8 protein-coding genes are annotated in these 12266 nt (G+C 57.5%); 2 read left to right on the top strand and 6 right to left on the bottom strand.

Annotated features, from left to right (window positions below):
* Positions 1-5: 5 nt before the first annotated feature.
* The 6 genes from CPA56_RS03715 to CPA56_RS03690 all read right to left on the bottom strand — a co-directional run bounded on the left by CPA56_RS03715 (position 6) and on the right by CPA56_RS03690 (position 5626).
* Positions 6-656 (bottom strand): thioredoxin domain-containing protein, encoded by a 651-nt coding sequence (locus CPA56_RS03715; protein ID WP_182040709.1) that lies wholly within the window; start codon positions 654-656, stop codon positions 6-8.
* Positions 657-733: 77 nt separating this feature from the next.
* Positions 734-1615 (bottom strand): hemolysin family protein, encoded by an 882-nt coding sequence (locus CPA56_RS03710; RefSeq protein WP_182040708.1) that lies wholly within the window; start codon positions 1613-1615, stop codon positions 734-736.
* A gap of 61 nt (positions 1616-1676) precedes the next feature.
* A complete protein-coding gene (gene ybeY, locus CPA56_RS03705) occupies positions 1677-2165 on the bottom strand; it encodes an rRNA maturation RNase YbeY (RefSeq protein ID WP_182040707.1) in 489 nt (162 codons plus the stop codon).
* A complete protein-coding gene (locus CPA56_RS03700) occupies positions 2137-3240 on the bottom strand; it encodes a PhoH family protein (RefSeq protein ID WP_182040706.1) in 1104 nt (367 codons plus the stop codon). The genes ybeY and CPA56_RS03700 overlap by 29 nt, the downstream gene beginning before the upstream one ends.
* On the bottom strand, positions 3237-4622 hold the full coding sequence (gene miaB / locus CPA56_RS03695) for a tRNA (N6-isopentenyl adenosine(37)-C2)-methylthiotransferase MiaB (protein ID WP_182040705.1): 1386 nt from the start codon (positions 4620-4622) through the stop codon (positions 3237-3239). Before miaB ends, CPA56_RS03700 begins: the two co-directional genes overlap by 4 nt.
* Positions 4623-4657: 35 nt before the next feature.
* Positions 4658-5626 carry a lysophospholipid acyltransferase family protein gene (locus CPA56_RS03690; RefSeq protein ID WP_182040704.1) on the bottom strand — a complete coding sequence of 323 codons (969 nt, stop codon included), beginning with the start codon at positions 5624-5626 and terminating at the stop codon, positions 4658-4660.
* Positions 5627-5874: 248 nt separating this feature from the next.
* Between CPA56_RS03690 and CPA56_RS03685 the strand changes: the two genes are divergently transcribed.
* Positions 5875-7908 carry an autotransporter assembly complex protein TamA gene (locus CPA56_RS03685; protein ID WP_229707378.1) on the top strand — a complete coding sequence of 678 codons (2034 nt, stop codon included), beginning with the start codon at positions 5875-5877 and terminating at the stop codon, positions 7906-7908.
* 53 nt (positions 7909-7961) lie between these two features.
* The gene (locus CPA56_RS09560; protein WP_182040703.1) at positions 7962-12230 is read left to right on the top strand and encodes a translocation/assembly module TamB domain-containing protein; all 4269 of its coding nucleotides are present in this window, start codon (positions 7962-7964) and stop codon (positions 12228-12230) included.
* The last annotated feature ends 36 nt before the right edge of the window (positions 12231-12266 follow it).

Genomic DNA, 12266 nt, shown 5'->3' with positions numbered 1-12266 from the left:
GAGGCTCAGGCCTTGCTGACAAGCTCAGCAAATTTTTCCAGTGTTTCAGGGTCCTGAGCGAAGGGCGTCTTGTTGAAACGGAAATAGGGCGTACCCTTGATGTCGTATGTCTGTCCATCCTGCTGGGTAAGCTGATACAGTTCCTGCCCGAAGGTCATGTCCTTGCTGATCCTGTCGAATTCATCAGGAGCGATGCCGGCCAGAGCGGCTTCCTGTTTGAGGTGGACGACAGGATCGCCACTGGAGAACGCCCACTGCATCTGGCGGGAGAAGAGGGATTCGATGAAGGGCAGATAACGGTCTTCCGGGAGGGAGCGGGCCACCATGGCGGCAATCAGGGCAACCTGATCCAGAGGGAAGTCATGGAACTGGTAGCGGATCTTCCCCGTGTCGATGAACTGTTCCTTGACCTTGGGGAAGATTTCCGTCGCAAAATGGGCGCAGTGGGTGCAGGTGAGGGAGAACCACTCCTGCACCAGCACGAGAGCCTGCTCGCTGCCAATGATGCGTGGAGCAAGACGTGGGTCCTTGGGGGCCGGTGTCTGAGCCAGAGCCGTTCCAGGAACGGTGAGGCTGGCTGTGGTCAGACCTGTAGCCAGAAGGGCAGAGCCATTGGTCAGAAAGTGGCGGCGTGACAGAGGGAAACGGGTTGTCATGGTGGGTCCTTTACGCTGGATCATGCAACGGGATGGAGTGCATCGCTGGGCCATGAATGGTAGGAAAGGGTCTGCCGTCAAGAGGCTGGCCCGGATGATGGCAGCTCTTCGGATGGATCGGGCTGGCGTCTGAGATGAGGAGGAACACGCATCCTCAGGGTCAGTATGTGACGGGCGTCAGAATCAATGACACGGAATTCCAGTCCGCTGGGGTGGACCAGAACCTCATCCCGGGCGGGGACATGTTCGGCCAGATGGAAGACGAGCCCGCCAACGGTTTCGATTTCGGCTTCCCGTTCCTCCCGGGTCAGGACCGGGCCGAGACGTTCCTCCAGTTCCTTGACAGGAAGGCGGGCATCCAGGTCGATCGTGCCGTCCGGACGATTGAACCAGGGGGTGGTGACGGGTTCGTCGTGTTCGTCCGAAATGTCCCCGACAATGGTTTCGATCAGGTCTTCTATCGTCACGAGGCCGTCGATGCTGCCATATTCGTCGATGACGAGAGCCATATGGGTGCGCCGCTGCCGCATCTGAAGCTGAAGATCCAGCACGGGAATGCTGGGGGCCACCAGAAGGGGCTGGCGCAACAGAGAACGGAGGTTGAAGGGGGCATCCGTACCGATATGAGCGACCAGATCCTTGACGTGGATCATCCCTATGATGTCGTCCAGCTCCCTGTGATAGACCGGCATGCGGGAATGGTTTTCTTCCCGCATCAGTCCCAGAGCCTCATCGAATGAGAGGTCATCCGGCATGGCTATGATGTCAGCCCGGGGGATCATGACGTCGTCGGCCGTGATCGTGCGCAGACGCAGCACGTTCATGATGAGGGCACGTTCCTGTCTGTCCAGTTCCTGAGAATCAGGGTTTGTCTTTCCCAAGCTGGCAGCTTCCCGGACGAGGTCAGTGATATGCTGCCTTATGGTCTTTGTGCGTGCCTTGCGACGGAAAAGTTTCATTGGAAGGGTTGTATTCCTGTTGATGGGCAGAAGAAGAAAAGTGGGTTGGAATGACCTCAGGTCAGATATGACTGTGTGGGCGTGGTTTCCAGGGGTCTCCAAAACCCATCCTGCGCAGGATGAATGTTTCCAGTCCTTCCATCCGCCGGGCTTCGCCGGGATGATGATGGTCGTGACCGGCGAGATGAAGCAGTCCATGAACGATCAGATGGACCGTGTGTGCCTTGAGGGTTTTACGGGCCTGTCGGGCTTCCCGTTGCACGGTCTGGTAGGCGAGAATGATGTCGCCGCCCAGCATGGGGGACGGCGGCTCGAATGTCAGGACATTGGTGGGTTTGTTCTTGCCACGGAAGCGGGCATTGAGATGCTGGACATGCCGGTCATCGGCAAAAACGAAGGAAGGACCGGGAACACCTGCCGAAAAGACATGACCATGACGCTGGGCCATCCCACAGGCACGCTGGACAAGCTGCGGCACGTTCCCCAGTGCGGCCCGCCAGCGTGGATCAGAAATCAGGACCTCAGCGTGAGGAACGGTAGGGCGTTTCATGGTGAGTCCGGTAGGAGTGGTGATGATCAGGTTCCTCATCGGTGGCCTGCCGATCGTAAGCCTCGACAATACGGGCGACAAGGGGGTGGCGGACAACATCGGCGGCCGTGAGTGGACAGATGGAAATGCCTTTCACGCCTTCCAGAGTGTCGATGGCATTCTTCAGGCCAGAGGTCACTCCACGGGGAAGATCGATCTGGCTCAGGTCGCCCGTGATGGCCATGCGTGTTCCGGATCCCATGCGGGTGAGGAACATCTTCATCTGGGCAGGTGTGGTGTTCTGCGCCTCATCGAGGATGACGTAGGCATGGCCCAGTGTCCGGCCACGCATGAAGGCCAGGGGAGCAACCTCGATTTCTCCGCTGGCCATGCGGCGGGACACCTGGTCGCCGGGCATCATGTCATGCAGGGCATCATAGAGGGGACGGAGATAGGGATCGATCTTTTCCCGCATGTCTCCTGGCAGGAAGCCCAGCCGCTCTCCGGCCTCCACGGCAGGACGGGAGAGAATGATCCTGTCCACCTGTCCGGCCTGAAACATGGCGACGGCCTGTGCCACTGCCAGATAGGTCTTTCCCGTACCGGCGGGGCCGACACCAAAGACAAGTTCCTGGCTGGCCAATGCTTTCATGTAGGTGCTCTGTCCGGGGGAGCGTGGCGCGATGGCTCCACGTTTTGTCTGGATGTGTGGAAGGTTGTCCAGGGAGGAAGCATCCATGGCGGGAGTCGTTTCTTCAAAAGAAGGGGAGCGTTGGGTTCGGCGGTGAGACGGAAGGGCTGTCAGCCGGATGACGCCATCGACCTGATCACCGTCGAGGGGCATTCCCTTGCCAGCCTGCTGATAGAGAGCCTGAAGGACAGCCTGAGCCCGGTTCACGGACTCTGTTTCGCCAGAAATGGCGACACGGTTGCCACGGCAGACCAGACGCACCCCCGTTCCCTGTTCCAGACGGATGAGATGACGGTCGTGGTCTCCGAGGACTTTTTGCAGACGATGATTGTCCTCAAAGCGCAGGGTTGTCGTACGATGCCCTTCCTGACCGGAAGAAAAGGAAGTTCTGGGGGAACGGCTCAAACGGCTTTACCTTCCTGTTCATGGAGGTGACCACCAAGGGAATTGGTGAAGGGAGCTGTGATATGGACCTTGACGATCTGTCCGATCAGGGATTTATCGCCATCAAAATGGACGGGCTGGAGGTAGGGAGAGCGGCCGTTCAGCTGCCCCGGCTTGCGTCCGATTCCGGTCACCAGAATATCCTGAACCGTCCCGACAAGAGAAGCGTTGAATGCATCCTGCTGCTCCCGCAGGAGAGCCTGGAGGGCAGCCAGCCGCTTTTCCTTCACGTCTTCGGGCACCTGAAAAGGCTGTCCGGCGGCTGGTGTGCCAGGCCGTTGGGAATATTTGAAACTGTAGGCACTGGCGAAGCGGACATCACGGACCAGCTGCATGGTGGCCTCGAAATCCTCATCCGTTTCGCCGGGATGGCCGACGATGAAGTCGGATGTCAGGGCAATGTCAGGCCGTGCTTTTCTGAGGCGACGGATGATGTCCCGGTATTCATCGGCCGTATGCCCCCGGTTCATGGCCTTGAGTACCTTGTCGGATCCGCTCTGGACCGGCAGATGAAGGTAGGGCATGAAAATTGGATTGTCCCTGTGGGCGTCTATCAGGGACTGCTCCATGTCTCTCGGGTGAGACGTGATGTAGCGGAGCCGTTTCAGGGTTGGAAGCTGCTCATGCAGAAGAGTGGCCAGTTCTGGCAGGCTGGCGGTACGGTCTTTCCAGTCGCCGTGATAGGCGTTCACGTTCTGCCCCAGAAGGGTGATTTCTTTCACACCACTGGCAACAAGACGCTGCGCCTCGGCCAGAATGGATTCCACGGGCCGACTTGTTTCAGCCCCCCGTGTATAGGGAACCACGCAGAAGGAGCAGAATTTGTCACACCCTTCCTGGATGGTGAGAAAGGCCGTGAGGTTGCCTTCATTCTGGGGGGCGGCCTCTTCCGGGAGGAGGTCGAACTTGGATTCGACAGGGAAATCCGTATCAATCACGCTGCCACCAGCCCGGGCGATGCGGGCGACCATCTCCGGCAGGCGGTGGTAGGTCTGTGGCCCCAGAACGAGGTCCACATATGGGGCTCGTGCCAGAAGTTCCTTGCCTTCGGCCTGAGCGACACAGCCCGCCACGGCAATGAGGGTGTCTTTCCCTTCCAGCTTGCGGGCTTCACGGATCTGGCGGAGCCGCCCGAGCTCAGAAAAGACCTTCTCGGCAGCCCGCTCACGGATGTGACAGGTGTTGAGGATGATCATGTCCGCATTGTCAGGCAGGTCGACCGGGCTATAACCAAGAGGACGCAGAACATCCGCCATGCGCGCACTGTCATAGACATTCATCTGACACCCCCAGGTGATGATGTGCAGACCGCGTGACGGAGAGGAAGAAATCTGTTCTGGCATGATGGTTATGACAAGCTGTTCCGTATGGTTGTAGGTCAGGAGAGTGTGTGGTCGGGAGACGTGGCGTCTTCCCTCAGTCTGTTCTGACGAAGGTCTTCACTGCCCTGTTCGATGATGGCCCGGGCAGCGTTGGAAAGGGCTTTGCGGGAGGGATAGTCCTCAGGCTTGATGGGGGGATGATACAGGACCGTGGCCCGCATGGAACGCCACTTGCCCAGCTGCATCAGATGGGGGCCGAAATCCATGTCACCAAACCATGAGAAGACGAATGAGCGGCGATGCCGCCCGACGGGAAGCCCTTCCAGCCGGTCATAGGCTACCGTCACGGGCTGGATGATGCAGGATGGATGATCATCAGGTGTCGTGTCATTGCGACGTCGGACAGGTTTGGCTATGGCGAACAGGGAAGACATGAAGGGAAGCATCCCGTTGCCTTTGGATGTTGTTCCCTCGGGGAAAAAGGCGATGTCATATCCCTTGCGCAGCTGCTCGATGATCTCCTGAACGTCCTGCCCGGATTCCTGACGGTTGCGGTTGATGTAGATGGTGCGTCCAAGAAAGGTCAGGTAGCCGATGACAGGCCAGTGGCGCACTTCCTGTTTGGCGATGAAGAAGGCCGGCAGGACCTGGCCCAGAACGAGAACATCCAGCCATGAGCAGTGGTTGGCGACATAGATGACACGGCGTCCATCCGCACGTGGCGTCAGGGAGCCGGCACGTTCACCGATCGTACGCACCTTTATGTGGAGGATGCGGTTGGCCACGCTCCAGAAGAAGAGAGGGAAGCGTCGGTACATCTTGCCAGGCATGAGCAGGCTAGAACCCTGCCCCACGATGCCGGCAGCGGCCCAGCTCAGCAGGGTACACGCCCGCACCCGTGCTCGCAGACGGTCCAGGAAGGTGTCCTGTGAGGCACGTTCATCTTCGGCAAAAAGGCGGTCTGGATCAAAGACAGGCCGGTTATTGTTTCGTTTTCTGGTTGGATAAGGCTTTGCAACGGACATGGCTGACTAAATAAGCATTTTATGAAGGAGAGACAATCTTTATCAGCAGGTGCGACTGATCTTCCTCTTCAGGCGTGGAGAAAAGGTTACAAATGACAGAACAGAAACTTTTTTAAGGTAGAAGGGTCTGCCATAAAGGGCCGGACTGGCCAGATATCCGGATGACGGATGGGGTAGAAGGCTGGAGAAACAGGTGTGAACATAGCGGGTGTCATTTGATAGGCGGGATGGAGAAACGGTCAGGTCACTTGGCAGGGCTTCTGCTCTGCATAAGCATGCTGGGCTGGGACATCGTGCCAGCGCAGGGTGAGGATGGCGACATGCCTGTCGTTCATGAGCTGGTACGGCAGGCTGTTTCTTATGACGCCAGTGTGGACCCGACGGCCGACAGTGCTGTCAATGACAGCCTGAAGGCGGCCTCCCAGCTTGTCAGCCTCCAGAAGACCCAGAAGGTGGGACCGTATGCCTTGGCGGGGCGGATAAGGTCGGATTATGACCGTCTTCAGGGGGCATTGCAGTCACGGGGTTATTACGGTGGCCATGCCACCATCAGGCTGGAGGTGGCCGGCAGGAGTATTGATGGTCACTCTCCTGATCTCGCTGCTTTTCTGACCTCCGTGAAGTCCGGTGAAACGGTGCATGTTCATCTGGGGGGCGTGCTTGGTGACCAGTTTACGGTGGGGCGGATCATTGTGGCTCCTGAAGATGGCGGTGCTGGTGCCAGCCAGACTGGCTCTGCTGGGGAGGCTGCGGCTTTTTCGGTTGTCAGGAATACGGTGACCCTGTCAGATGAGGAGCGGGATAGCCTGGGACTGAAGGAAGGAGTCCCAGCCATTGCGGCGGATGTGCTGGCCATGCAGGGGCGGCTGCTGACACATCTTCAGGAGGAAGGGTATGGTCTTTCAGATGTGCAGACACCCCAGGCCATTCTTCACCCGGAGAAAAAGCAGATTGATGTCCAGCTGCGGGTAAGGCGCGGACCCAAGCTGGTCATTGGTCCCATGACGCTGAACGGACTGAAGAAGGTCCGGCCTGATTATGTCAGGAGACGGATGCTGCTCAGGGAAGGTCAGCTCTATCAGCCGTCCGCCATTGAGCAGGCCCGTCTTGATTTGGGAAGTACTGGTCTTTTTGCGGCAGTTGTTCAGCATAATGGGGACAAGGTCCTGCCTCTGTCCTCGCCGCCTCAGAAGACCACCTCCGGAAAGAAACCTGCTGCGCGGCCTGCCGGAGTGGAGGGAGAGCTGCCGATTGATTTTGATTTCACCGAGGGCAAGCGTCATCGTGTGACCGGCGATGTCGGTTATTCAACCGATCTGGGTGGACGGGCTGGTGTCTCCTGGCTTCACAGGAATCTCCTAGGGCGTGGTGAGCAGCTGCGTGTCTCGGCCATGGCGACCGGGCTGGGTGGCACAGCACAGCAGGGGCTGGGATATGACGGATATGTCGATTTCATGAAGCCTGACTTCATGGAACGCAGTCAGACATTGGGCCTACGTGTCGAGGCCGTGCGGCAGCTTCTTTATTCGTATCACCAGACGGCTCTTCTGGTTCAGGGGCATGTGTCCCGTCCTCTGTGGAAAGATTTTTCCGGCAGTGTGGGGGTGACGCTGGAACAGGAGCATATTCGCCAGTTTGGGAGAAAGGCTGAGTATTTCATAGGCTCCATACCGATCAGGCTGGATTATGACGGAACGCATCGGGCCAGTCCTATTGAACCGGCAACACATGGTTTTCGGATGACGCTGGGCATCACCCCATCCGTTTCACTGGAACACAAGACGTCGTTTTTCATTCCCATGAACGGGCAGGCCTCTACCTATTTTGACCTGCATCATCTGGGGATGGGAAAACCGGGGTATAGCATCATTGCCATGCGTGTCATGGTGGGGTCGATCCAGGGAGCATCCACGTGGAATCTGCCTCCTGACCAGAGGCTTTATGCTGGTGGCCCGGGGTCGGTTCGTGGTTTCCGTTATCAGGGCGTCGGACCACAATATGGTACGACCAAATATGCCATTGGTGGCACATCCATGGACGCCGGAACCATTGAATTCCGCCAGCGTCTGCCGAAAAACTTTGGGCTGGCAGCGTTTACGGATGCCGGGCAGGTCAGTTCCAAGTCCATGCCTGGACATGGAAAGCTGCGTGTGGGGTGTGGCGGAGGTGTCCGTTATTTCACGCCGATCGGTCCGGTGCGTGTGGATGTGGCCGTACCACTCAACCGTCCCAATCGTGGGGACAAGTGGGAACTCTATCTTGGCCTTGGGGAGACTTTCTGATGCGGGGACTGGGGCGCAGGCTATGCAGATATGGTCTCATTTTTCTGGGAGGAGTGATTCTCCTTCTCGCCATCGCATTGATGGGTATCAATCTGCCACCGGTGAAGCGGTTTGTGGAACAGAAACTGCCGGAATGGTCGGGGGGGATGGTGCAGGTGGAAGGAATGCGGGGTACGCTGCCCTGGCATCTTTCCCTGTCCCATGTGGTATTGAAAGACCCGCAGGGTGTGTGGCTTGAGGGGCGTGATGCGAGCCTGCGGCTGGGGCTTCTTGCCCTGCTGCACAAGCAGGTACATGTACGCAATCTTTCTGCCGACCGGCTGGATTATAGCCGTAATCCGTCTTTCCCTCCTGATCCGGCAGCTCAAACAAAGCCCTCCACGGGCCTGCCAGACTGGGGGGTGCGGATTGACAGGCTGAACCTTGATTTCCTGGCGGTGGGACCGACCGTATTCGGGCAGGCGGCCAGTTTCAGGATTGGGGGAAGGGCACGTCTTGAAAGTCTGAGTGCTCTGACGAGGATGCCTTCCTTTGGGAAGATGTCCAGAATTGAACTGCTTCTGAGGGCGGAGAGGCTGGATGATCCGGCTCATCTCCTGATTGATCTTGATGCGGGGCGGCATAAGGTGGAGGGGCGTCTTCATTATGATGAAGGGGCGCAGGGTTTCGTCACTTCTCCGGGGCGTCTGGGGGTTCTGGATCCTCTGGCTTTTGATCTGTCCCTGACTGGCCCCTACCAGGCCGTAGCCGTCAAACTGAGGGCCAAGGCCGCCACACGTAAGGACAGTCCACTGGTGATGGCTCTGGGCGGCAGTCTAGACCTTGTTCATCTGAAGGATGATCTGACGCTGGCTTTCCATGCTCCTCCCATGACTGTCATGCCGGGTATTGGTTGGGAGGCACTGGATATTTCTGCCGCTCTGCACGGTGACATGCTGGATCCAATGGGGACTGTCCAGCTTGATGGAACGGACCTGATGGCAGCGGGGACCGGAGCCGGGCATCTGCATGTTCAGCTGAAGGGTCAGGACGGTGGAGTGCAGGCCATTCTCGCTCGGGACGAAGCGTCTCTTCAGAAGGTCAGTCGTGGGAGGAATATTGATGGCAGACTGGCCTTATCGGCCAGACTGGACGGTATCAGTCTGCCGGGGAAGGCCTCTTCCATTCTTGCTGCTGCCCCACTGGTCCTTGAAGCCACGATGCAGCCCTATCATGCCGATCGGCCCTATCAGATACATCTGGAGCATGATGCCGTGAGACTGGATGTGGCCGGGACCATGGGGGGCGTTTTGGCGGGGCACATGAATCTGGACGTGGAAAAATTGCCAGACCTTACGGTTCTCACAGGACAGAAGCTGGCGGGGATGGCCTCTGTTGGTGGGGATTTTACGCTTCCTCTGAAAGCGGCTGGAGACATGACAGCTGTGCTTGACGGACATTTTGGTCTCAGGGAGGGACCGGCGCAGGCTGTTTCCTTGATCGGTGATCAGGGTACGCTGCGTGTCCGTGCAAGGAAACAGGGTGATGGGACGATTGCCTTGGAAGAAGCTTCGTTGGGAGGGAAGGCATTTCATCTGGATGGAAAGGCGCGGATGAATCCGAGGCAGCAGCTATCTGCTTCCTTGAAGTTGACCCTGCCCGATCTGAAGGCTCTGTCACCTGCCCTGCGTGGGCGGGCGGGTCTGGAAAGTGATGTGACGGGTTCTCTGACGGATCTTGCGGTGAAAGCTCATCTTGGTGGAGAGCTTGGCCTTGCTCATGCTGGTGTGCCTATACCGGAGGCTCCGCTGGATCTGAATCTTGAGCTGGTTCATCTTCCGTCACGACCGGAGGGAACGTTGCAGATGTCCGGCACGCTGGACCGTTCTCCGGTGAATCTGCACATGGCTTTTGCCCGCAAGGCTGATGGGGACATGGTGGCCACGCTTGACAGTCTTGCGTGGAAAGACCTTCAGGGGAAGGCGAACGTGTTTCTGCCCGCCGGGCGGCATATTCCACAGGGCGACGTCGAACTGCACGTCGCCAGGCTGGATGGATTCAGTCATCTTCTGGGGCGACCGATGTCAGGGCATCTTCAACTGGACATGCATACATTGCCGGGTGTGCAGAAAGGAGCAGCTGAGAACGTTCCTCATGACCGGCTGATTCTGGGGCGACCGATGTCAGGGCATCTTCAACTGGACATGCATACATTGCCGGGTGTGCAGAAAGGAGCAGCTGAGAACGTTCCTCATGACCGGCTGAATCTTGGACTTGATGGTCAGTTCCGAATGGGTCCTTACGCTGTGAACATGATCCGGATGAAGGGAGACATTCAGCACCTTCAGGAAGATCCCGTGGCGGATGTGGCTCTCCAGCTTTCTGGCCTGAAGGCCAACGATATTGGAGGCAATCTGAAGATGTTTGTGAGGGGACCTCAGTCCGCTCTTGGCGTACAGGTTGATGGGGCGTTCGAGAATGTCATGAAATCCCCGGCCCATGTCAGTCTGTCGGCACAGGCTAATATTCCGGATCAGGAAGTCAGACTGACAAAACTTTCTGCCGATCTGAAAGGTGATTCGGTCCGGCTTCTGTCGCCGACCGTACTGAAATATGGACGGACTTTGGGGATTGATCATCTGAATGCTGAATTGCGGCCACCTCATGGTCCTGCGGGGCGGATCAGTCTCAATGGGGGCATCAAGCCTGATCTGAATGTAGAAGCACGACTGGAACATATCACGGCCGCCTTGGCGGAACCGTTCATTCCATCTCTGCATGTGGCAGGAGAAGTGGGGGCTACGGCCCGATTGAAAGGGAGCATGACGGCTCCCGTGGGGCGTGTCACTCTTGATGGCACGGGGTTGCGCTTCATAAGTGAGCAGACGGAGGCTCTCCCCGCCGGGCGACTACATGTTCAGGCCGATATGGATGGAAAGCAGGCTCTGCTTCGAACGGAGTTCCGGGCTGGGGATCCCATGGCGTTTCTGGTGGCGGGGAAAGTTCCTCTCTCTCCTGCGGGGGCAATGGATATTACGGCGAAAGGGAAGGTGATGCTCTCTGCCGCCAATGCCTTCCTCGGTGCCAACGGTATGGGCGTTGGAGGGCAGCTTATTCTTGATCTGGGGGTAAGAGGGCCTGTGAAGCAGCCACAGGTCACGGGAAGCATACAGATGCATAAAGGATCATTTGATCAGTATGCTGATGGTGTGCATGTGCATGATATCGATGTTCTGGTGACGGCCCGGGGAGACAGCTTCAATATCGATCATTTTACGGCTCGTGCAGGGCAGGGTTCGCTGGGCCTGACGGGAATGGTTGGTGTGCTGCGTCCCGGCATGCCGCTGGATCTGCATTTTGTCATGGAGAAGGCACAACCCATCCAGAGTGACATGCTGACGGAAATGATCAACAGTCGTCTGCACATTTTTGGCCAGGCCACGACACGCGTTGACGTCGAGGGGGACATTACGGTGCCTGAGGCGTCCATAACGTTGCCGGATTCCATGCCGGCCTCGGTGCCCCAGCTGGAAATCATAACGCCGGAACAGGCAAAGGCGGCACCACATGCAGCACCCAAGATGATAGTTGGTCTGAACATCAATTTCATGTCTCCGGGACGACTGTTCGTAAGAGGGCATGGTCTGTTTGCCGAGATGCAGGGGAAACTGCATATAGGTGGTGTCAGCACTGCGCCGGTCGTGACGGGGGGAATCAACCTGAAAAGGGGTAATTTCAATCTGGCAGGCATCAACCTCAATTTTACATATGGCCAGGTTGGTTTCAGCGGTGCCAGTGCCGCTCACAAGCTGGACCCGACAATAGATTTTCGGGCGGATCGCAATGCCAACGGAACGTTGGCCAGCCTGCTTGTGAAGGGCTATGCCAGTGATCCAAAGATTGACTTCGTCTCCAATCCGAGCCGTCCTCGGGATGAGGTTCTGTCCATCCTTTTGTTTGGAACAGAACGGAGTTCTCTGTCGTCCACACAGCTAGCGTCTTTGGGACTTGCCATCGTGCAGATTGGTGGAGGTTCAGCTTTCGACCCGATGGGAAAGGTTCGTGGTGCTCTGGGGCTTGATCACCTTGCCATTGGTGGCGGTGGTAGTGTGGGGAATGGGGCGGCCAGTGTGGAGGCGGGGAAATATGTCATGAAAGGTGTTTATGTTGGAGCGAAGGAAGGTCTGTCAGGGAAAGGAGCTCAGGCCCAGGTCAAGGTAGACCTCACGAAAAGGCTCCAGCTGAATACTACGGTTGGCACGGGTGGACAGGTGACAGGGTTCACGACGCCTGAGAATGATCCCGGTTCAAGCATCGGGCTGTCTTATGGGATAGATTATTGATGGCAGCCTCTGTAAACAGGAGGGACTGTTGCCTCA

The organism is Bombella mellum, from assembly GCF_014048465.1.
Classification (GTDB): domain Bacteria; phylum Pseudomonadota; class Alphaproteobacteria; order Acetobacterales; family Acetobacteraceae; genus Bombella; species Bombella mellum.
This window is presented reverse-complemented; position numbering and strand designations above follow the sequence as displayed.

What these genes read in the sequence shown, in the direction of transcription:
- CPA56_RS03715 (WP_182040709.1), bottom strand. Translation starts at nt 656, where the DNA reads ATGACAACCCGTTTCCCTCTGTCACGCCGCCACTTTCTGACCAATGGC.
- CPA56_RS03710 (WP_182040708.1), bottom strand. Translation starts at nt 1,615, where the DNA reads ATGAAACTTTTCCGTCGCAAGGCACGCACAAAGACCATAAGGCAGCAT.
- ybeY (WP_182040707.1), bottom strand. Translation starts at nt 2,165, where the DNA reads ATGAAACGCCCTACCGTTCCTCACGCTGAGGTCCTGATTTCTGATCCA.
- miaB (WP_182040705.1), bottom strand. Translation starts at nt 4,622, where the DNA reads ATGCCAGAACAGATTTCTTCCTCTCCGTCACGCGGTCTGCACATCATC.
- CPA56_RS03690 (WP_182040704.1), bottom strand. Translation starts at nt 5,626, where the DNA reads ATGTCCGTTGCAAAGCCTTATCCAACCAGAAAACGAAACAATAACCGG.